At 68.1% G+C, this 20601-nt stretch carries 16 protein-coding genes; 11 read left to right on the forward strand and 5 right to left on the reverse strand.

What is annotated here, in order from left to right:
* The first annotated feature begins 2 nt into the window (after positions 1-2).
* From H4P35_RS10485 to H4P35_RS10515, 7 genes are read left to right on the forward strand one after another with little or no spacing between them, the layout of a single operon-like run.
* A complete protein-coding gene (locus H4P35_RS10485) occupies positions 3-1271 on the forward strand; it encodes a 3-isopropylmalate dehydratase large subunit (protein WP_226848954.1) in 1269 nt (422 codons plus the stop codon).
* Positions 1268-1768 (forward strand): 3-isopropylmalate dehydratase, encoded by a 501-nt coding sequence (locus H4P35_RS10490; RefSeq protein WP_175157294.1) that lies wholly within the window; start codon positions 1268-1270, stop codon positions 1766-1768. The genes H4P35_RS10485 and H4P35_RS10490 overlap by 4 nt, the downstream gene beginning before the upstream one ends.
* A 10-nt stretch (positions 1769-1778) precedes the next feature.
* The gene (locus tag H4P35_RS10495; RefSeq protein WP_226848956.1) at positions 1779-3449 is read left to right on the forward strand and encodes a hydantoinase B/oxoprolinase family protein; all 1671 of its coding nucleotides are present in this window, start codon (positions 1779-1781) and stop codon (positions 3447-3449) included.
* Positions 3446-5494, forward strand: a complete 2049-nt coding sequence (locus H4P35_RS10500) for a hydantoinase/oxoprolinase family protein (protein ID WP_226848958.1) — start codon at positions 3446-3448, stop codon at positions 5492-5494. Before H4P35_RS10495 ends, H4P35_RS10500 begins: the two co-directional genes overlap by 4 nt.
* Before the next feature lie 9 nt (positions 5495-5503).
* Complete coding sequence (locus tag H4P35_RS10505; RefSeq protein ID WP_152384151.1) at positions 5504-6112, forward strand: cysteine hydrolase family protein; 609 nt, start codon at positions 5504-5506, stop codon at positions 6110-6112.
* Entirely contained in the window at positions 6109-7506 is a 1398-nt protein-coding gene (locus tag H4P35_RS10510) for an FAD-dependent oxidoreductase (RefSeq protein WP_226848960.1), read from the forward strand. Before H4P35_RS10505 ends, H4P35_RS10510 begins: the two co-directional genes overlap by 4 nt.
* 9 nt (positions 7507-7515) lie before the next feature.
* Positions 7516-8379, forward strand: a complete 864-nt coding sequence (locus H4P35_RS10515) for an oxaloacetate decarboxylase (protein ID WP_226848962.1) — start codon at positions 7516-7518, stop codon at positions 8377-8379.
* Between the two features lie 114 nt (positions 8380-8493).
* On the opposite strand, the gene H4P35_RS10520 is transcribed toward H4P35_RS10515, so the two are convergent.
* Positions 8494-9114 carry a chorismate lyase gene (locus H4P35_RS10520; RefSeq protein WP_226848964.1) on the reverse strand — a complete coding sequence of 207 codons (621 nt, stop codon included), beginning with the start codon at positions 9112-9114 and terminating at the stop codon, positions 8494-8496.
* A 93-nt stretch (positions 9115-9207) separates the two neighbouring features.
* On the opposite strand from H4P35_RS10520, the gene H4P35_RS10525 reads away from it, so the two are divergent.
* Positions 9208-9939 carry a pseudouridine synthase gene (locus tag H4P35_RS10525; RefSeq protein WP_226848966.1) on the forward strand — a complete coding sequence of 244 codons (732 nt, stop codon included), beginning with the start codon at positions 9208-9210 and terminating at the stop codon, positions 9937-9939.
* A 75-nt stretch (positions 9940-10014) separates the two neighbouring features.
* On the opposite strand, the gene H4P35_RS10530 is transcribed toward H4P35_RS10525, so the two are convergent.
* Complete coding sequence (locus H4P35_RS10530; protein ID WP_062840885.1) at positions 10015-10926, reverse strand: LysR family transcriptional regulator; 912 nt, start codon at positions 10924-10926, stop codon at positions 10015-10017.
* Between the two features lie 332 nt (positions 10927-11258).
* Between H4P35_RS10530 and H4P35_RS10535 the strand changes: the two genes are divergently transcribed.
* Genes H4P35_RS10535 through adeC form a run of 3 tightly spaced genes read left to right on the forward strand, consistent with a single transcriptional unit; the run spans position 11259 to position 17124 of the window.
* The gene (locus H4P35_RS10535; protein ID WP_062840886.1) at positions 11259-12461 is read left to right on the forward strand and encodes an efflux RND transporter periplasmic adaptor subunit; all 1203 of its coding nucleotides are present in this window, start codon (positions 11259-11261) and stop codon (positions 12459-12461) included.
* A 14-nt stretch (positions 12462-12475) separates the two neighbouring features.
* The gene (locus H4P35_RS10540; protein ID WP_152384155.1) at positions 12476-15655 is read left to right on the forward strand and encodes an efflux RND transporter permease subunit; all 3180 of its coding nucleotides are present in this window, start codon (positions 12476-12478) and stop codon (positions 15653-15655) included.
* On the forward strand, positions 15655-17124 hold the full coding sequence (gene adeC, locus H4P35_RS10545) for an AdeC/AdeK/OprM family multidrug efflux complex outer membrane factor (protein WP_304518376.1): 1470 nt from the start codon (positions 15655-15657) through the stop codon (positions 17122-17124). Before H4P35_RS10540 ends, adeC begins: the two co-directional genes overlap by 1 nt.
* Positions 17125-17212: 88 nt before the next feature.
* On the opposite strand, the gene H4P35_RS10550 is transcribed toward adeC, so the two are convergent.
* From H4P35_RS10550 to H4P35_RS10560, 3 genes are all read right to left on the reverse strand, one after another.
* Positions 17213-17464 carry a GlsB/YeaQ/YmgE family stress response membrane protein gene (locus H4P35_RS10550; RefSeq protein ID WP_056316497.1) on the reverse strand — a complete coding sequence of 84 codons (252 nt, stop codon included), beginning with the start codon at positions 17462-17464 and terminating at the stop codon, positions 17213-17215.
* A gap of 113 nt (positions 17465-17577) precedes the next feature.
* The gene (locus H4P35_RS10555; protein WP_226848970.1) at positions 17578-18192 is read right to left on the reverse strand and encodes an SCO family protein; all 615 of its coding nucleotides are present in this window, start codon (positions 18190-18192) and stop codon (positions 17578-17580) included.
* Between the two features lie 233 nt (positions 18193-18425).
* Entirely contained in the window at positions 18426-20492 is a 2067-nt protein-coding gene (locus H4P35_RS10560; RefSeq protein ID WP_226848972.1) for a M3 family metallopeptidase, read from the reverse strand.
* Positions 20493-20601: the final 109 nt, after the last annotated feature.

Genomic DNA, 20601 nt, shown 5'->3' on the forward strand with positions numbered 1-20601 from the left:
TCATGGCCCAGCCTCAAACCCTGGCCCAGAAGCTGATCGCCGCCGCCTGCGGGCGTGAGACGGTGGCCGAGGGCGAAATCGTGACCTGTGCGGTCGACCTGGCGATGTTCCACGATTCCAGCGGTCCCCGGCGCCTGCAGCCCATGCTGCAAGAGCTGGGCGCCACGTTGTGGGATCCGTCCCGCATCGTGCTGGTCATCGACCACTACGTGCCGGAATCGGACGACGAATCGCGCCGCATCGTGCGCATCGCGCGCGACTGGGCCGCGGAGCAGCAACTGCCCAACGTGTATGACTCGGTCGGCATCTGTCACGTGGTGGTGCCGCAGCACGGCCACATCCGCCCCGGCATGTTCTGTGTGGGCGGCGATTCGCATTCGCCGACCGGCGGCGCGTTCGGCGCGTATATGTTCGGCATCGGCAGCACCGAAATGCTGGGCGTGGCGGTCACCGGCCAGATCTGGGTCAAGGTGCCCAAGACGCTGATGATGCACTGGCGCGGCCGGCTGGCGGCCGGCGTCACCGCCAAGGACATGATGCTGCACATGATTGGCCGCTACGGCATGAACGGCGGACGCTACCAGGCGGTGGAATTCTGCGGCGAGGCCGTGCGCGCGCTGTCCATGCAAGAGCGCATGACGCTGTCGAACATGAGCGCCGAGCTGGGCTCGCAGGTGGGCCTGATCGCCCCGGACGAGACCACCGCGGCCTATCTGCGCGAGGCGGGCGTGACGGCGGACCTGGACCTGGCGCGTTGGCAGAGCGACCCGCAGGCCGACGCCGAATGGCACGAGTTCGATGCCGCGGCGCTGGCCCCGCAGGTTGCCGCGCCGCACAGCCCGGCCAACGCGCGCGGCGTGGACCAATACAACGACGTGCCGGTGCAGGTGGCCTACATCGGCGCCTGCACCGGCGCGAAGCTGGACGACCTGCGCGCCGCCGCCAGCGTGCTGCGCGGCCGCCGGCTGGCGGACGGCATGCAATTGATGGTGGCGCCGGCCAGCCGGGTGGATCAGGAACAGGCCGACCGCGAAGGCGTCATGCAGGTGCTGCGCGACGCCGGGGCCCAGGTGCTGGCCACGTCCTGCGGCGCCTGTGCGGGCTATGGCGGGTCCATTCCGGACGGCGCCAGCGTCATTTCCACCACCGCGCGCAATTTCAAGGGGCGCATGGGCTCGGAGACCGCGCAGGTTTACCTGGCTTCGCCCTACACCGTCGCGGCCTCGGCCGTGGCAGGCCGCGTGGCCGATCCCCGGGAGTTCCTGGCATGAACGCAGACACCACGACGCACCGCGTCTGGCGCGTGGGCGCGGACATCGACACCGATGCGCTGGCGCCGGGCGCCTACATGAAATTCGGCATCGACGAGATCGCGCGCCACTGCCTGCAGCGGGTCCGGCCCGACTTTGCCGGCCAGGTCCAGCCCGGCGACGTGCTGGTGGCCGGCCCCAACTTCGGCATCGGCTCGTCGCGCGAGCAGGCGGCTGCGGCGCTCGTGCGCCTGGGCGTGGCCGCCGTGATCGCGCCGTCCTTCAACGGCCTGTATTTCCGCAACGCGTTCAACGTGGGGCTGCTGCTCCTGACGTGCAGCCAGGCCGACACCCTTGCCGAGGGCGAAGGCATCACGTTCGACCCGGCCGCCGGCCGCATCGGCCGTCCCGGCGGTACGCCCGCCGAATTGCACTGCGAGCCCGTGCCCGGCTTCCTGCTTGACATGGTGCAGGCCGGCGGACTGCTGAATCTGCTGAAACAGCGTCAAACCTCTTAGGAACAACATCATGCTTGACCCCGTTACCCTGGCGGTCCTGAAGGGCCGCCTGGAACAGATCGCCGACGAAATGGACGCGACGCTGTACCGCAGCGCGTTCAATCCCATCATCGCCGAGGCCCATGACGCCTGCCACGGCATGTACGACGCCGCCACCGGCGCCACGCTGATCCAGGGCAAGTCGGGCCTGCCCGTCTTCGTGGGCGCGATGGCGTTCGCGGTGAAGGCGGCCGCCAAGGCGGCGGCCGGCCGTGGCGGCATGGTGGATGGCGACGTGTGGCTGTTCAACGATCCGTACGAAGGCGGCACGCACGCCAACGACTTCAAGCTGGTCAAGCCGGTGTTCCGCGGCGGCAAGCTGTTCTGCTTCCTGGCGTCGGCAGCCCATTGGCATGACGTGGGCGGCGCGGTGCCCGGCAACTACAACCCGGCCGCCACCGAATGCTGGCAGGAAGCGGTGCAGATCCCGCCCGTGCGCATCGTGCGCGCCGGCGTGCTGGACCAGGACGTGCTGGCCATCCTGAAGGCCAACACCCGTCTGCCCGACAGCCTGTGGGGCGACCTGAACGGCCAGCTCGCGGCGCTGGAACTGGGCGCGCGCCGGCTGGACGGCCTGCTGGACGAGTACGGCGATGCGACGGTGCTGGAGTCCCTGGACACCCTGCGCGAACGCGCGCGCCGCCTGATGCGCGATCACATCGCCCGCCTGCCTGATGGCGAGTACGCCTTCGAGGACATGCTGGACAACGACGGTGTGCGCGACGCGCCGTTGCGCATCGCGCTCAAGCTCACCATCGCCGGTGACCGCCTGGGGCTGGACTTCACCGGCACGTCGCCGGCCTGCGCGGGTCCGGTCAACATCTCGCGCGCCACCGCCATCGCGGCCTGCTATGTGGCGCTCAAGCACCTGTTCCCGGATGTCCCAGCCAACGCGGGCGTGCTGGACGCGGTGGAGGTGACGCTGCCGGACGGCCTGGTGATCTCGGCCGACCGTCCGCGTCCGGTGGGCGGCTACACCGAGACCATCCTGCGCATGATCGACGTGATCTTCTGCGCGATGTCCCAGGCCGCGCCGGACCGCGCCATGGCGCAGGCCTACGGCACCATCAACGCGCTGTCGATCGCCGGCTACCGCAGCGACGCCGCCCGCAAGGGCCAGCGCTGGGTGATGTTCAGCTTCTTTGGCGGCGGCCACGGCGGGCATTCGGACGGCGACGGCCTGAGCCACGGCAACGCGCCGATCTCCACCGCCACCATTCCGCCGCTGGAAATCCTGGAAGCGGCGTATCCGGTGCGCTTCACGCAATGGGCGCTGCGTCCGGATTCGGCGGGCGATGGCGCGCATCGCGGTGGCCTGGGCGCCATCTATGAAATTGAATTACTGGAAGACAGCGCCGAGGCCTTCATCTTCGGCGAGCGCGGCCGCAGCGCGCCCAAGGGCATCGCGGGCGGCGGCCAGGCCGCGCTCAACGTCTTTCGCTATCAGCAGGACGGCCAGTGGCTGTCCCCGCCCATGAGTTCGAAGATGCTGGGCATCCGGCTGCAGCGCGGCGACCGCGTGCGCCTGGAAACCCCGGGCGGAGGCGGCTATGGCGATCCCGCGCGGCGTGACCCCGCGGCGCGCGAGCACGACCGCAAGATGGGCTATGTGAGCGACATTCAGAAGGAGCAGTCGGCATGAGCGCGGCGCAAGGTTTGGTGGTGGGCGTGGACGTGGGCGGCACGTTCACGGATCTGTTCGTGCTGGACGAGGCGGGCGGCAGCGCCCGCGTGGTCAAGGTGCCGTCGACCCGCGGCGAGGAAGCGCGCGGCTTCATGAACGGCATCGCCCGCGTGGCTGACGGCGCCGGCGACATCGCGACGATCGTGCACGGCACCACCGTGGGCACCAACGCACTGCTGGAGCGCAAGGTCGCGCGCACCGGCATCATCACGACCGAGGGCTTTCGCGACGTGCTGGAAATGCGCCGCCGCGACCGGCCGCAGACCTGGGGCCTGCGCGGCAACTATGAACCCGTCGTGCCGCGCGATCTGCGCCTGGAAGTGCGCGAGCGCGTGCTGGCCGATGGCGCGCTGCACACGCCCGTGGACCTGGACCAGGTCGAAGCCGCGGCGCGCACGCTGCTGGCGCAAGGCTGCGAGGCGGTCTGCGTGTTCTTCGTGAACGCCTACGCCAATCCCGTCAACGAGGCCCAGGCTGCCGCCCGCGTGCGGTCCATCTGGCCCAACGGCAACGTCACCGCCGCCACCGAGGTGCTGCCCGAGATCCGCGAGTTCGAGCGGTGCTCGACGGCGGTGCTGAACGCCGCGCTGCAGCCCGTGGTGGGCAGCTACCTGACGCGCCTGGAATCCGATCTGCAGCAGCACGGCTTCCAAGGCGAACTGCTGGTGGTGCAGAGCAATGGCGGCGTGATGTCGCGCCAGACGGCGTGCGACGTGCCCGTGCGCACCGCCTTGTCGGGGCCGGCGGCCGGCGTCATCGCGTGCGCGGCCATTGCCCGCGCCGCAGGCTTTCCCAATGTGGTCACGGGCGACATGGGCGGCACCTCGTTCGACGTGTCGCTGGTGGCCGAGGGCGAGGCCTCGCTGTCGGCGCAGACCGCCATCGACTTCGGCATGGTCGTGCGCGCGCCGATGATCCAGATCGAAACCATTGGCGCGGGCGGCGGCTCGATCGCCAGCGTCGACGCCGGCGGGCTGCTGCAAGTCGGCCCTGAATCCGCAGGCAGCATCCCCGGCCCGGCCTGCTATGGCCGCGGCAATACCCGGCCCACCGTCACGGACGCCAACGTGCTGCTGGGCCGCATTGCCGCGGACCGCCCGTTGGGCGGCGGTCTTTTGGCCAAGATGGACGTCAATCTGGCGCGCGCCGCCATCGAGGAACACGTGGCGCGTCCGCTGGGCCTGGACGTCCATGCGGCCGCGGAAGCCATCCTGACGGTTGCCAACGCCAAGATGGCGGGCGCGATCCGCGTCGTGTCCATCGAGCGCGGCCACGATCCGCGCAAGTTTGCCTACATGCCGTTCGGCGGCGGCGGCGCGCTGCACGTCTGCGCCATGATGAACGAGGTGGACGCCGCCCACGGCATTGTGCCGCGCTATCCGGGCGTGACGTCGGCGCTGGGCTGCGTCATGGCCGACATGCGCCATGACGGCGTGCAGACCCTGAACGTGGCGCTGGATGCGCTGGACGCGGCCGACCTGCTGGCCCGCATCGACGGACTGGCAGACGCCTGCCAGCAGCGCCTGGATTCGGCGGGTGTGTCGTTCGAGGGCGTCCGCGAAAGCATTGAACTGGACATGCTGTACGTGGGCCAGAGCCACACCGTGCGCGTCGAGGTGGGCCGCGCGGACCTCAGCCGCGAAGGCATTGCCGCCGCATTCGACCGCGCCTACCAGGCCGCCTTCGGCCGCAGCCTCACCGGCATTGCGGTCCGCATCCTGAACCTGCGCTACGCGCGGATCGGCCAGCGTCCCAAGTTCGATCTGGCCCTCTTGGCGCCCACCAGCACAGCCATGCCCGCCGCGCTGGGCACGCAGGCCGTCTTTCATGCCGGGCAATGGCACGATGCGGTGCGCTACGCGCGCCTGGACCTGCCGGTCGGCGCCGAGGTGGCGGGCCCCGCCATCCTGGAACAGCCCGACACCACCATCTGGATCGAGCCCGGCTTTGCGGGCCGGGTCGATTCCCTGGGCAATCTGCTGATCGCCCGGACTGCATCGTAGGAGCCCGCCATGCACGCCTTCGATCCCCGCACGACCGCGCTGGTCATCATCGACTTGCAGAACGACTTCCTGGCGCCGGGCGGCGCCTATGACCGCGGCGGCGCGGTCAGCCCGCAGGCCAGGGCCTTGCCCGCGCGGGTCGCGCCCGTGGCCCGCGCGCTCAAGGGACAGGGCGGTTTCGTGGCCGCCAGCCAGTTCACGCTGTGGCCCGATGCGCATGGCGAACCCATGATCTCGCCGCATCTCAAGCAACTGCGCCCGTTCCTGCGCCGTGGCGATTTCGTGGCCGGCTCACCCGGGCAGGCCAACGTGGCCGAGCTGGACGGGCTGGTCGACGTCTCGGTCTGGAAGGTCGCGTATTCCGCCTTCTTCAACACGCAGCTCGATTGGGTGCTGCGGCGCGCGGGCATCTCCAGCGTGGTGGTGGCCGGCATCGTCACCAATGGCGGGGTCGCCAGCACGGTGCGCGATGCCCACATGCGCGACTATCACGTGACAGTGCTGGCCGATGGCTGCGCCGCGCCGACCCCCGCCATGCACGAGGCCGCGCTGGCGGACCTGCGCACGGTGGCCGAGGTGGTGTCGTGCCAGGACCTGCTGGACAGGCTGGCATCGTGAGCGCACCCGTCGTCAGAAGGGGCGAGGCGCCCGGCGCGGATGCGATGCACGTGCCGGTGGCCATCATCGGCGCGGGCGCCTGCGGCCTGACCGCCGCGCTGCGTCTGGCCAGCGCCGGCATCGAGACGGTGCTGATCGAACGCGATGCCGTGCCCACCGGATCCACGGCGCTGTCTTCCGGTTTCATTCCCGCGGCAGGCTCTGCCGTGCAGCGCGCCGCAGGCATCGAGGACGACGCGCAGCGCTTTGCCGCCGACATCCAGGCCAAGGCCAACGGCACGGCCTCGCCAGCCTTGGTGGCTGCCTACACCGGCGCGGCCGCCGCCGCCATGGACGCATTGGCCGCGCACGGGCTGCGCTTCGAGGTGCTGGACGGCTTCCTGTATCCGGGACACACGGCGCGGCGCATGCACACGCTGCCCGAGCGCACCGGCGCGGCGCTGGTCGCCGCCCTGGAACGCGCCGCCACCGGGGCAGGCGCCTACCTGCTGACGCGTGCGCTGGCCCGCGAAATCTGGACGGACGACGAAGGCCGAGTCTCGGCCGTGGGCTGCGAACGCCCGGACGGCTCGGTCGACGTGATCGGCTGCGATGTCCTGATCCTGGCCTGCAACGGCTTTGGCGGCAACGCCGCGATGGTGGGCGAGTACCTGCCCGCCATGCGCGAGGCCGTCTACGGCGGCCATGCGGGCAACGACGGCAGCGCCATCCAGTGGGGCACGCAGCTGGGCGCGCGCCTGGCGGACCTGGGCGGCTACCAGGGCCACGGCTCCTGGGCCACCCCACAAGGCGCGCTGATTTCCTGGGCCGTGATGATGGACGGCGGCGTGCAGATCAACGGCGAGGGCCGGCGCTTTCACGACGAGACGCACGGCTATTCCGAGGCCGCGGTCCACGTGCTGGCGCAGCCGGACTCGGTCGCCTGGAACGTCTTCGACGACCGCACGCTTGCGCTGGCGCGCGGGTTTCCCGACTTTGTGCAGGCCGAGCAAGGGCAGGCGCTCAAGACGTGCGCCGGCGTGCCAGAGCTGGCCGCGCTGATCGGCTGCGATCCGCTCGTGCTGGGCCAGACGCTGGATGCGGTCCGCCCCGGCGCGCCGGATCCGCTGGGACGCCGCTTTGAACGGACCCTGCAAGCGCCGTACCACGCGGTCAAGGTAACCGGCGCACTCTTTCACACGCAAGGCGGACTGGACATCGACGCGCAATGCCGCGTCCTGGACAACGCCGGCCAGGCGCTGCCCAATCTCTTGGCCGCGGGCGGCGCCGCCCGGGGCGTTTCGGGCAACGACGTGTCGGGCTATCTGTCCGGCAACGGCTTGCTCAGCGCGGTTGCGGGCGGCCATATCGCCGCGGCCACGGCGGCGGCGCTGCTCGGGCGCCGCCTGGATTAGGAACCCAAGATGCAAACACAGAACCTGAAAGCGCAATTGGCGGCCGGCACCGTGCTGGCTCCCGGCGTCTACGACGCCTTGTCGGCGCTGATCGCCGAGCAGGCGGGCTTTTCCGCGCTGTACCTGTCGGGCGCGTCCATCGCTTACTCGCGGCTGGGCCGCTCGGACATCGGCCTGACCACGTACACCGAGGTCGAGGAGACGCTGGCGCGCATCGCCGAGCGCGTGTCGGCGGCCGTGATCGTGGATGCCGACACGGGATTCGGCAACGCGCTGAACACCCAGCGCACCGTGCGCGGCTTCGAGCGCGCGGGCGCGGCCATGATCCAGCTCGAAGACCAGACCTTTCCCAAGCGCTGCGGCCACCTGGACGGCAAGAGCGTGATCCCCGCTGCCGAGATGTGCAACAAGCTACGCGCCGCCGTGGACGCACGCGTCAATGCGTCGACGCTGATCCTGGCGCGCACCGACGCGCTGGCGTCCGAGGGCCTGGATTCGGCGCTGGACCGCGCCGAATCCTATCTGGAAGCCGGTGCGGACGCGCTCTTCATCGAAGCGCTGCGCACGCCGGAGCAGATGCGCGCAGCCTGCGACCGCTTCGCGGCGCGCGTGCCGCTCTTGGCCAACATGGTGGAGGGCGGCAAGACGCCGGTGCAGGACGCCGGCGCGCTCGCTGCGGTGGGGTTTCGCATCGTGATCTTCCCGGGCGGCACCGCGCGCGCCGTCGCGCATACGCTGCAGGGCTATTACGGCAGCCTGCGCCAGCACGGCACGACGGGGCCGTGGAAGGACAGCATGCTGGATTTCGACGGGCTCAATGACGTGATCGGCACGCCGGAACTGCTGGAGCAAGGGCGGCGGTACGAAGGCTGAACCCGCTTACAGCGGGGGGCAGGGTTCCTGAATCGGGGCGGTGTGCGCGGTTGCGACAGCAGCGGGGGCGCCGCGTGGGCTGAACGTTTTCGCTGCGGCCCGCACTCCGCCGCCTCAGCGGGGCGTGCGCTGGTGCGGCACGAGCGGCGGCACGGGCTGGCCGGCGATCAATTCCCAGAAGTCCGGCAGAAAGCACTCGGCCACCAGCAGCGGCTGGCCCTGGCGCCAGAACACCGAGCGGCGCGCCCAGATCCGGCCGGCCTGCAGCGCGCGGGCTTCGGGCGGCAGCACGTTCGAGGCGGTGGCATGGAACGGCACGGGCGACGCCAGACGGCGGCACGCAAAGGGTGACCGGATCACCGTGCTGTCGTGATACAGCATGTCGGCGAGCGGCCGGGTCAACAGGCGCCGCATGCCTTGCCAGGCCCCGTGCGAGGCCGTCAGCGGCGTCAGGCTGCGCGCCGGGACGCTGTCCACACCGTTCACGGACATCAATACCTCGCGGATCCACACCGGTGCGCCCGGCGCAATGCGCATCGCACGCGCCTCGTCGGCCGGCGCGCCATCGGCATACTCGGCCAACACCCGCAGACGCACCTGCCCGACCTGGCGCAAGCCAGCGGTAAGTGCGCCGGGCCGGAACAGCCAGTGGCGTTGGGCGGGGGACAGAAGGGCCGGGGCTTGCGCCAGCCAGCCGGCGGCGAGAGGGGGGCAATGGGCTGCGGGTTTCGTCATGGCTGCGTATTATGCCAAGCCCCGCCCGAAGGCCGTCTGCGTCGCAATGCCGCAGGGCAGGGGGGCACCGGCCGTCCGCATACAATACCGCCCATGGAAAAAGTACGTATCTCCAAGCTCATGTCCGAGCGCGGACTCTGTTCCCGCCGCGAGGCGGACAGCTATATCGAGCGCGGCTGGGTCCGCGTCGACGGCGTCGTCGTGTCCGAATTGGGCGCGCGCGCCTATCCCGACCAGGTCATCACGCTGGAACGCGCCGCGCACGCGCGCCAGACCTCCCGCGTCACCATCCTGATCAACAAGCCCGTGGGCTATGTGTCCGGCCAGGCCGAAAAAGGCTACACGCCCGCCGTGGCGCTGATCGATTCACGCTCGCGCTTTGCCGGCGACCGCGCCCCGCAGCGCTTCGAACGCGCCCACCTGGACGGTCTGGCCGTCGCTGGCCGCCTGGACATCGATTCGCAAGGGCTGCTCGTCCTGACGCAGGACGGCCGCGTCGCCAAGCAACTGATTGGCGAAGACTCCACCATCGACAAGGAATATCTGGTGCGTGTGCAGGGCGAGCTCTCCGACAACGGGTTGGCCTTGCTGAACCACGGCCTGACGCTGGACGGCAAGCCGCTCAAGCGCGCTCAGGTGCGCTGGCAGAACCACGACCAACTGCGTTTCGTGCTGCGCGAAGGCAAAAAACGCCAGATCCGCCGCATGTGCGAAATGGTGGGCTTGAAAGTGATCGGCCTGAAACGCGTGCGCATCGGCCGTGTTGCGCTGGGCGACCTGCCGCTGGGCCAATGGCGCTATTTGCGCGACGACGAGTCCTTCTGACACTCGCTCCCTGATTAGTCACCCGTCCCGACATCTGCTGTCGGCGTACTAAGGATTTTTCAGTCTGTTTCGGCCTTAGCCGCGTTTCATGAAAGCAGGCGTATCCTTCGCTTGCCAGTGGCTGCCCAGCCGCTCCATCAGGAACTCGATGAAGATCCGGGTCTTGGCGGGCAGCAGGCGCGTCTCGGTGACGGCGTGGACCGGAAACGGGCCAAGCTGCCAGTCGGGCAGCACGCGCTGCAACTGGCCGGACTGCTGTTCCGCCAACTGACCTCCCACCAGCACCGCAATGCCCGCGCCCAGCATGGCCAGGCGGCGGGCCATGGCGACGCCGTTGACGGAAAACCGGTTGCCCGGCGTGAACTCGATGTGCTGTTCGCCGTTGGTGAGCGGCCAGCGCGTCACGCGGCCGGCGCCTTCCGCGCGGAACTCAATGCACTCGTGCCGGGTCAAGTCGCTGGGATGCTTCGGTTCGCCGTGCTTCTCCAGGTATTCGCGCGAGGCATACAGGTAGGCAGGCAGCATGCCCAGCAATCTTGCAATCTGGGTCGAGTCGGGCAGGTCGCCGATTTCGATCGACACGTCGCAGGTCTGGAACACGCGCGATGCGTGGTCCGGGTTCGCGAGGTCCAGGAAAAACGTCACATCGGGATAGCGCCGGGAAAACTCCATGAACGATTCAGCCAGGAAGTCCGTGCCGAAGTCCGCGGGCATGTTCACCCGCAGCGGCCCGGCCGGCGTGTCCACCAGCTTCTGCAGTTCTTCATGGGCGATCTGCGCCTCGGCCACGATGCGCTGGCAGCGTTCGAAATACAGCCGCCCGGCGTCGGTCAGTTCCACCTTGCGCGTGGTGCGGCTCAGCAGCCGCAGCCCCACCGACCGCTCCAATTCGGCCACCTGGCGAGACAAGGTCGACTTCGGGACGCCCAGCGTTGCCGCGGCGCGGCTAAAACTGTTTGTCTTGGCGACCTCGACGAAGAGTTCCATTCCCTGTAGGCGTTTCATGACCGAATTTTGTCACAGTGCGGATCGGACAATTGTCCCATAAATGGAATGATGTTTTCTCTTCATGCCCCTTTGTTTCTAAAGCGGGATAACTCAGAATGCGAGTTCTGCAATGCAGCAATGCGATAAACGTCCAGCCTTGCGTGTTCCACGCGAATCCACCCAGGTCGAACGCCGCGGACCGCGCCAAGACGGTCTGACGGGCTGATGTTCTTCGCAGAATCGCCCCAGGCAAACCGGCCCCTTCAGGGCCAACCGGCACGCGGCGTTTGCGCGGCGCGGGGCTACCTTTATTGAAATCGGGAATGCAATCTATGAATAAGAAAAGCGCTATGTGGCGCGGCGCGGCGGTTTTCGCGCTGACGGCATCGGCTCTCACCCTGGCCGCTTGCGGCAAGAAGCAAGAGGCGCCCCAGGCGGGCAAGCCGCAGGTCACGGTCGTCACCCTGGCGACGCAGCCCGTTTCCCTTACCACCGAACTGCCTGGCCGCACGTCCCCGTTCCGCGTGGCCGAAGTCCGCCCGCAGGTCAACGGCATCGTCCAGAAGCGCCTCTTCACCGAGGGCGGCGAGGTCAAGGCCGGCGAACAGCTCTATCAGATCGATCCCGCCCTCTACCAGGCCAACGTCGACAGCCAGAAGGCGGCGCTGGCCCGCGCCCAGGCGCAGCAGAAGACGGCCGCGCTGCTGGCCGAGCGCTACAAGCCGCTGGTCGCCACCCGCGCGGTCAGCCAGCAGACCTACGACAACGCCGTGGCCTCGCGCGATCAGGCCGCCGCCGACGTGCTGTCGGCCAAGGCGGCGCTGGACACGGCCCGCATCAACCTCGTCTACACCAAGGTGCTGTCGCCCATCGACGGCATCATCGGCCGCTCCGCGGTCACCGAAGGCGCGCTCGTGACGGCCAACCAGACCAGCGCGCTCGCCGCAGTGCAGCAGATCGACCCCATCTACGTCGACCTCACGCAGTCCAGCGTGCAATTGCTGCGCCTGCAGGACGCCCTGGCCAGCGGCCAACTGCAAAAGGCGGACGGCGAGCAGGCCGCGCTGGTCACGCTGACGCTGGAAGACGGCTCGCAATACAAAGAGACCGGCAAGCTCCAGTTTTCGGAAGTGACCGTGGACCCGGGCACGGGCTCGATCACGCTGCGCGCTGTGTTCCCCAATCCCGACCGGCGCCTGTTGCCCGGCATGTTCGTGCGCGCGCGCCTGGCTGACGGCGTCGCGGCCGACGGCCTGCTGGTGCCGCAGCGCGGCGTGACGCGCAACCAGCGCGGCCAGCCGACCGCGCTCGTCGTCAACGCCAAGAACCAGGTCGAATTGCGTGACCTGAAGACCGACCGCGCCATCGGCGACAAGTGGCTCGTGACGGACGGCCTGTCCGCCGGCGACCGCGTGATCGTGGAAGGCCTGCAGATGGTGCGCCCCGGCGTTGAAGTGGTCGCCACCGAGGCCAGCGCCAAGGCGCCGCAGCCGCAGCAGCCGCAAGCTGCCGGCGCCGCGCCGGCCAAGCAGTAATCAGGGAGCCACGCATGGCAAAGTTTTTTATCGACAGGCCGGTATTTGCCTGGGTGATCGCGATCGTGCTGATGATGGCCGGCGCGCTGTCCATCCTGCAATTGCCGGTTGCCCAGTATCCCAACATCGCGCCGCCCGCCATCGGCATCGCGGTGACCTACCCGGGCGCGTCCGCGCAGACCGTGCAGGACACCGTCGTGCAGGTGATCGAGCAGCAGATGAACGGTCTTGACGGCCTGCAGTACATCTCCTCGGAAAGCAACTCCGACGGCAGCATGTCCATCACGCTGACCTTCAAGCAGGGCACCAACCCCGACACCGCGCAGGTGCAGGTCCAGAACAAGCTTGCGCTGGCGCAGCCGCTTCTGCCGCAGGAAGTGCAGCAGCAGGGCATCCGCGTCACCAAGGCCACCAAGAACTTCCTGATCGTGGCGGGCTTCGTGTCCACCGACGGCTCGATGACCAAGGACGACCTGGCCGACTACGTCGCCTCGTACGTGCAGGATCCCATCAGCCGCACGCAGGGCGTGGGCGACTTCCAGCTCTTCGGCTCGCAGTATGCGATGCGGATATGGCTGGACCCGGCCAAGCTCGTCAATTACGGACTGACCACGGTCGACATCACCACCGCGATCAAGGAACAGAACGTCCAGGTGTCGTCCGGCCAGCTGGGCGGCCTGCCGTCCGTGCGCGGCCAGCAACTTAACGCCACCATCATCGGCCCGTCGCGCCTGCAGACGCCCGAGGACTTCGGCGAGATCCTGCTCAAGGTCAATGCCGACGGTTCGCAGGTGCGCCTGCGCGATGTCTCGCGCATCGAACTGGGCGGCCAGACGTACGCCATCGACAGCTTCTACAACGGCAATCCGGCTTCGGGCCTGGCCATCAAGCTGGCGCCGGGCGCCAACGCGCTGGACACGGCGCAGGCGGTGCGCGACACCATCAACAACCTCAAGCCGTATTTCCCACCGGGCATGGACGTCGTCTATCCGTACGACACGACGCCGTTCGTCAGCCTGTCGATCCATGAAGTGTTCAAGACGCTGGTCGAGGCCATCATCCTGGTGTTTCTGGTGATGTATCTCTTCCTGCAGAACTTCCGCGCCACCATCATTCCCACGCTGGCCGTGCCGGTGGTGCTGCTGGGCACGTTCGGCGTGCTGGCCGCCTTCGGTTATTCCATCAACACCTTGACCATGTTCGGCATGGTGCTGGCCATTGGCCTGCTGGTCGACGACGCCATCGTGGTCGTGGAAAACGTCGAGCGGGTGATGGCCGAAGAGGGCCTCACGCCCAAGCAGGCCACGCGCAAGTCCATGAGCCAGATCACCGGCGCGCTGATCGGCATTGCGATGGTGCTGGCCGCCGTGTTCATCCCGATGGCGTTCTTCGGTGGCTCCACGGGCGTCATCTACCGGCAGTTCTCGATCACGATCGTGTCCTCGATGGTGCTGTCCGTGATCGTGGCCATCGTCTTCACCCCGGCCTTGTGCGCGACGCTGCTCAAGCCCATTCCCAAGGGCCATCATGGCGCCAAGAGGGGCTTTTTCGGGTGGTTCAACCGCACGTTCGAACGCAGCAGCAACGGCTACGCCAACACCGTCGCGCGCGGCCTGAACCGCACCAAGCGCCTGATGGTCGTGTATCTGGCGCTGGTCATCGCGATGGGCTGGCTGTTCACCCGCATCCCGACCGCGTTCCTGCCGGCCGAGGATCAGGGCATCCTGTTCGCCCAGATCCAGACGCCCGCCGGCGCCACCGCCGAGGCCACCAAGGCTGTCATCGACGACGCCACCAAGTACCTGCTGACCGAAGAAAAGGACGCCGTCACCTCGGTGTTCGCGGTCAACGGCTTTAACTTCGGCGGCCGCGGCCAGAACGCGTCCATCCTGTTCATCAAGCTGCGCGACTGGGAAGAGCGCGGCGACGCCAGCCTGAAGGCCGCCGCCGTGGCGGGGCGCGCCAACGCGCATTTCGCCCAGACGGAACGCCGAGCGAAATTGTTCGTCGTGCCGCCGCCGTCCGTGATGGAACTGGGCAACGTCACCGGCTTTGACTTCCAGCTCATGGACCGCGCCGGCGTGGGCCACGAGAAGCTGCTTGCCGCGCGCAACCAGCTGCTGGGCGAGGCCGCTCAGAGCCCGGTGCTGGTGGGCGTGCGTCCCAACGGCATCGAGGACGCGCCGCAGTACCAGCTGGATATCGACCGCGAAAAGGCCCGCGCCCTGGGCGTGGCCGTGTCGGACATCAACAGCACGCTGGCCACCGCGTGGGGCTCGTCGTACGTCAACGACTTCATCGACCGCGGCCGCGTGAAGAAGGTGTTCGCGCAGGGCGAGGCGTCCTCGCGCATGCTGCCGGAAGACCTGAACAAGTGGTACGTGCGCAACAAGGATGGCGACATGGTGCCGTTCTCGGCGTTCTCCAGCGCGACGTGGAGCTTCGGCCCGCAGAAGCTGAACCGCTACAACGGCGTGCCGTCGTACAACATCCAGGGCCAGGCGGCGCCGGGCTACAGCTCGGGCGCAGCCATGGAAGAAATGGAGCGCCTGGCGGCCAAGCTGCCGGTGGGTGTCGGCTTTGAATGGACCGGCCTGTCGTTCGAAGAACGCCTGTCCGGCGCCCAGGCGCCCGCGCTGTACGCGATCTCGCTCATCGTGGTGTTCCTGTGTTTGGCGGCGCTCTATGAAAGCTGGACCATTCCGTCCGCGGTCATGCTGGTGGTGCCGCTGGGGATCATCGGCGCGCTGCTGGCCACGCTGATGCGCGGCCTGTCCAACGACGTGTACTTCCAGGTGGGTCTGCTGACGACCATCGGGCTGGCGGCCAAAAACGCCATCCTGATCGTGGAGTTCGCCAAGGAGCACTATGAATCGGGCGCCAGCCTGACGGAATCGGCCATCCACGCCGCCCGCCAGCGTCTGCGTCCCATCCTGATGACGTCCCTGGCGTTCATCCTGGGCGTGACCCCGCTGGCGATTTCCAGCGGCGCGGGCTCGGGCAGCCAGAACGCCATCGGCACGGGCGTGATCGGCGGCATGCTGACCGGCACGTTCCTGGCCATCTTCTTCGTACCGGCTTTCTTCGTCATCATGCTGCGCGTGTTCAAGGTCAAGCGCATGAGCGAAAACGTCGACAAGCACGACACCAGCGCCAAGGGGCCGCAGGACGTGCCGGCGGAGGGTCAACCGTAATGACATTCCCGATGAGAACCTTGCTGTCTGTATCCCTGGCGGCGGCCCTGGCGGGCTGCTCGCTGGCCCCCACCTACGAGCGTCCCGATGCGCCCGTCGACGCGGCTTACCCCACGGGGCCGGCCTACAACGCCGCCCAGACGGCCGCACCGGCCGGCATGGCCGTGGCCGACATCGGCTGGCGCGACTTCTTCGGCGATCCGCTGTTGCAACAGCTGATCGAACAGTCGCTGACCAACAACCGCGACCTGCGCGTGGCCGCGCTGAACGTCGAGGCGGCGCGCGCGCAGTACCGCATCCAGCGCGCCGACCTGGCGCCCAGCATCGGCGTGGCGGGCCAGGGCTCGGCCCAGCGCACGCCGGCAGACCTGTCGCCCAGCGGCCGGGCCACCACCAGCCACAGCTATCAGGTCGGCGCCGCCATGTCCGCCTGGGAGCTGGACCTCTTTGGCCGCATCCGCAGCCTGAGCGACAAGGCGCTGGAGTCGTATCTGGCGCTGGACGAAACCCGCACCGCCACGCAGCTCACGCTGATCGCCGAAGTTGCGAACGCTTACCTTACGCTGCGCGCGGACCAGGAACTGCTCAGCCTGACGCGCGACACGCTCAAGAGCCAGCAAGACTCCTACAACCTGACCAAGCAGAGCTACGACCAGGGCCTGTCCACCGCGCTGGACCTGAGTCAGGCCGAAGTGTCGCTGCGCACGGCGGAGCGCAACCTGTCGCAATACACGCGCCAGGCCGCGCAGGACCGCAATGCGCTGGTGCTGCTGGTGGGCCAGCCGTTGTCGCCCGAGATGGCGGCGGCGCTGGACAACGCGGTCAAGCTGGACGACAGCATGCTGCCGACCACGCTGCCCGCCGGCCTGCCGTCCGATCTGCTGGCCCGGCGCCCGGACATCCGTGCCGCCGAGCATCAGTTGAAGGGCGCCAACGCCAATATCGGCGCGGCGCGCGCCGCGTTCTTCCCCACCATCAGCCTGACGGGCTCGGCCGGCACCGCCAGCGCCAGCCTGGGCGGCCTGTTCGACGGCGGCTCCGGGGCCTGGAGCTTCGTGCCCCAGATCACCGTGCCGATCTTCGCGGGCGGCTCGCTGCTGGCGGGGCTGGATCTGGCGAAGGTGCAGAAGAACATCCAGGTGGCGCAGTACGAGAAATCCATCCAGACGGGATTTCGCGAAGTGGCCGATGCGTTGGCCGGCCGCGGCACGCTGGACGAGCAGATCCAGGCGCAGCGGTTGCTGGTGGACGCCAACCAGCGCGCGTATGACGCGTCCGAGCAACGTTTCCGGCAGGGGATCGACGATTACCTGAGCGTGCTGGATTCGCAGCGCTCGCTGTACACCTCGCAGCAGGCGCTGGTCGACACGCGTCTGGCGCGGCTGACCAATCTGGTCACGCTGTACAAGGTGCTGGGCGGCGGCTGGACGGAGCGCACGGTTGCCGCACCGGCCGCGCCCGCGGGCTGATTGCCTGGCGCGCGTTTGGCGGTTTGCCATGCAAAACGGGCCGATCTTGCGATCGGCCCGTTTTTTTTGCCTGTCGGACGCGCGGACGTCAGGTGCGCTTTCTGGCGATCAGGCCCACCACGAACAGCACGATGATCGCGCCGACGACGGATCCGATCCATCCCGCGGGTTCGCCGGGGGCGTACCAGCCCAGCGATTGGCCCAGGAAGCCGGCCACGACCGCGCCGATGATGCCCAGAATGGTGGTCATGATGATCCCCATGTTCTGGTCCCCGGGCATGATGGCGCGGGCGATCAGGCCCACGATGAACCCGACGATGATCATGATGATGATGCTCATGCGCGTACTCCTTACTAGGGAAAAGGGGGCAATGTGGACTGATGATACCCACGGATACCCGCGCCCCGCGCGCCACCGTTGTAACAACTGGTGTGCGGACCCCGCCCGTCGGGTCAGGAGGTCAAGTCGATGAGCTGGCGCACGTCCTTGGTCAGCGCCTCGATGCTGTCGGTGTCAGATGCCAGCAGGCGCGCCTTTCCGTCCTTGTCGAAAATGTACACGCCGCGGCTGTGCGTCACTTCGTACATGTCGGCGTCGTCGCCAGGACGGGGCTTTTCGATCTGGTAGGCCACGCGGTAGCGGCGCGCCAGGTCCGCGATCTGCTTTTCGTTGCCCGTCACGCCGATGGCGTTGTTGTTGAAGGCGTTGACGTAGGCCTGCAGGATGTCTGGCGTGTCGCGGTGCGGGTCCACGCTGACAAAGAGAATCCGCACGTCCTTGGCCTTGTCGCCCAGGTTTTGCAACACCGCGGTCAACTGCGCCATGGTGGTGGGGCAGATGTCCGGGCAGCTGGCATACCCGAAAAAGAGCAGCACGGTGTTGCCCTTCAGGTCGTCGCTGCTGACCGTCTTGCCGCCCGCGCCCGGTAGCGAGAACTTCAGGTCCGGCAGGTGCCCCTTGACGTTGTAAAGCGTCCAGTCGACGTTCCTGTCGCCGCAGGCGGCAAGAAACACACACAAAGCCATCAGCAGTCCGCCAAAGAAGCGGCCGGTAATCGAGTGTCGCATGGGTCCAGTAGCCGGAAGGGGGTAAACCTTTCGGATTCTACCTGCTGGATCCGAGGAGAGTTTGCGCGGCCGCAATGCCCTGTGCCGGCGCAGGCTGAAATCAAAAAAATGGCCCGCTCGATGGCGGCCATCTTCCGGAGAGGCGAAATGTGCTGCAGGCGCTCAAGGTGTCAGACACCCGATGAAGGCCGCCGCAAGGTGCGGCGGTGCCTCAGGGGTGTCAGACACCGTCATCAACTGACCGTCATTCCGCTATGGCGCAGCAACGCATCGATACGCGGCGCGCGGCCGCGGAACGCGGCAAACGAATCGGCCGCCGGGCGCGAGCCGCCCACGGCCAGTACTTCGCGGCGAAAGCGCGCGCCGGTTTCCGGATCCAGCGTGCCCAGCGCATTGCCCGCCTGTTTGGCAGCCGCTTCCTCGAAGGCCTCGTACGCGTCCGCCGACAGCACTTCGGCCCACTTGTAGCTGTAATAGCCCGCGCCGTAACCGCCCGCGAACAGGTGCGAGAAGGCGTGCGGCAGGCGATGCCATTGCGGCGGGAACAGCACCGCCACTTCCTGGCGCACTTCCTGCAGCAACGCCAGCACTTCGGAAATCGACGCGCCCTTGCTGCGGTCGTGCATCAGCATGTCGAAGAGCGCAAATTCGATCTGGCGCACCGTCTGCATGCCGCTCTGGTAGTTGCGGGCGGCGACCAGGCGGTCGTAGAGTGCGCGGGGCAGGGGCTCGCCGGTGTCCACATGCGCCGACAGCTTCTGCACCACGGCCCATTCCCAGCAGAAGTTCTCCATGAACTGCGAAGGCAGCTCGATGGCGTCCCATTCGACGCTGGCGAACGCCGCGGCGCCGGGCTCGTCGACTTCGGACAACAGCGCGTGCAGCGCGTGGCCGGTTTCATGGAAGAGGGTGATGACGTCGTCGTGCGTCAGCACGGCGGGACGATCGCCGTTGGGGCGCGAGAAATTGCAGGTCAGGTAGGCAATGGGCGTCTGCACCTTGCCGGCCACGACGCGGCGCGTGCGCTCGCTGTCGACCCAGGCGCCATTCTGCTTGCCGGCGCGGGCGTACAGGTCCAGGTACAGATGGCCGATCAGCGCGCCTTCGGGGCTTTCGACGCGCACGCCGCGCACGTCGCCGTGCCACGACGACACTGGCGTTTCGGTCAGGCGCACGCCGAACAGGGTCTGGATCACGTCGAACAGGCCGGCCAGCACGCGCGGTTCGGTGAAGTACTGTTTGACCTCGTCTTCCGAGTACGCATAGCGCGATTCGCGCAGGCGTTCCGAGGCGTAAGCCACGTCCCACGGTTGCAGGCTGTCCAGGCCCAGTTCGCCGGTGGCATAGGCCGTGAGTTCGGCCAGGTCACGCTGCGCGAAAGGCTTGGCGCGCGCGGCCAGGTCGCGCAGGAATCCGGTCACTTCCTTGGCGTCGCGGGCCATGCGCGTCTGCAAGCGCAGCGCGGCAAACGTGCCCAGGCCCAGCAGGCCCGATTCTTCGGCGCGCAGCGCCAGCAGTTCTTCGATCAGCGGCGAGTTGTCGAATTTGGCGTCGCCCTGCTCGGACGCCACCGTGCCGTAGCCGCGATACAGCGCCTCGCGCAGCGAGCGGTCCTTGGCGTACTGCATGACGGGCAGGTAGCAGGGCATCTTCAGCGTGAGCTTCCAGCCGGCCTTGCCGTCTTCCTGGGCGGCGGCGCGCGCGGCGGCGATCACGTCCGCCGGAATGCCGGCCAGGCGGCTTTCGTCTTCCACGATCAGCGACCACGCGTCGATGGAATCGAGCACGTTTTCCGAGAACTTCTGCGAGGCCTGCGCCTCGCGATCGGAGATCTGGGCATAGCGTTCGCGGTCCGCGCCTTGCAGTTCGACGCCGCTCAGGCGGAAATCGCGCAGGGCCATTTCCACGATGCGGCGGCGCACCGGCGTCCAGGACGCGAAGTCGGGCGCGGCGGCCAGCCGCTGATATTGCTTGTACAGGCCTTCGTGCAGGCCCACCCAGGTCGAAAACTCGGTGACCAGCGGCAGCGCGGCGTTATAGGCCTCGCGCAGCTCCGGCGTATTGACGACTGCATTCAGGTGGCCGGCCACCGACCAGGCGCGCCACAGGCGCTCGGACGCGGTGTCCAAGGGCTCGACCACGGCCTCCCAGGTGGGCACGAGCGCGGGGTCGGCAGCCTGGTCGACGGCCTTGCGGGCGATACCCAGCAGCTCTTCGACGGCAGGCACGATATGCGCGGGTTTGACGGCCGCGTAGTCGACCAGTTCGGACACGGGAGCGAGCAGGGGGTTCTGAGTCATGGGGTTACCGGCTTATTGAGTGGCGGACGACGCGCGCGGCGCGCCGGCGATAAGGATCAGGTGAGGGCGATCGTCCCGAACGCAAGGCCCGCCGGCGGACGGGGAGGGT

The sequence above is a fragment of the Achromobacter sp. 77 genome, assembly GCF_020541125.1.
In the GTDB taxonomy this organism is placed as follows: domain Bacteria; phylum Pseudomonadota; class Gammaproteobacteria; order Burkholderiales; family Burkholderiaceae_B; genus Achromobacter; species Achromobacter mucicolens.

Coding starts and splice junctions, on each gene's coding strand:
- H4P35_RS10535 (WP_062840886.1), top strand. CDS start 11,259: ATGAATAAGAAAAGCGCTATGTGGCGCGGCGCGGCGGTTTTCGCGCTG.
- H4P35_RS10550 (WP_056316497.1), bottom strand. CDS start 17,464: ATGAGCATCATCATCATGATCATCGTCGGGTTCATCGTGGGCCTGATC.
- H4P35_RS10505 (WP_152384151.1), top strand. CDS start 5,504: ATGCACGCCTTCGATCCCCGCACGACCGCGCTGGTCATCATCGACTTG.
- H4P35_RS10520 (WP_226848964.1), bottom strand. CDS start 9,114: ATGACGAAACCCGCAGCCCATTGCCCCCCTCTCGCCGCCGGCTGGCTG.
- H4P35_RS10540 (WP_152384155.1), top strand. CDS start 12,476: ATGGCAAAGTTTTTTATCGACAGGCCGGTATTTGCCTGGGTGATCGCG.
- H4P35_RS10500 (WP_226848958.1), top strand. CDS start 3,446: ATGAGCGCGGCGCAAGGTTTGGTGGTGGGCGTGGACGTGGGCGGCACG.
- H4P35_RS10525 (WP_226848966.1), top strand. CDS start 9,208: ATGGAAAAAGTACGTATCTCCAAGCTCATGTCCGAGCGCGGACTCTGT.
- H4P35_RS10490 (WP_175157294.1), top strand. CDS start 1,268: ATGAACGCAGACACCACGACGCACCGCGTCTGGCGCGTGGGCGCGGAC.
- H4P35_RS10560 (WP_226848972.1), bottom strand. CDS start 20,492: ATGACTCAGAACCCCCTGCTCGCTCCCGTGTCCGAACTGGTCGACTAC.
- H4P35_RS10485 (WP_226848954.1), top strand. CDS start 3: ATGGCCCAGCCTCAAACCCTGGCCCAGAAGCTGATCGCCGCCGCCTGC.
- H4P35_RS10530 (WP_062840885.1), bottom strand. CDS start 10,926: ATGGAACTCTTCGTCGAGGTCGCCAAGACAAACAGTTTTAGCCGCGCC.
- H4P35_RS10495 (WP_226848956.1), top strand. CDS start 1,779: ATGCTTGACCCCGTTACCCTGGCGGTCCTGAAGGGCCGCCTGGAACAG.
- H4P35_RS10555 (WP_226848970.1), bottom strand. CDS start 18,192: ATGCGACACTCGATTACCGGCCGCTTCTTTGGCGGACTGCTGATGGCT.
- adeC (WP_304518376.1), top strand. CDS start 15,655: ATGACATTCCCGATGAGAACCTTGCTGTCTGTATCCCTGGCGGCGGCC.
- H4P35_RS10515 (WP_226848962.1), top strand. CDS start 7,516: ATGCAAACACAGAACCTGAAAGCGCAATTGGCGGCCGGCACCGTGCTG.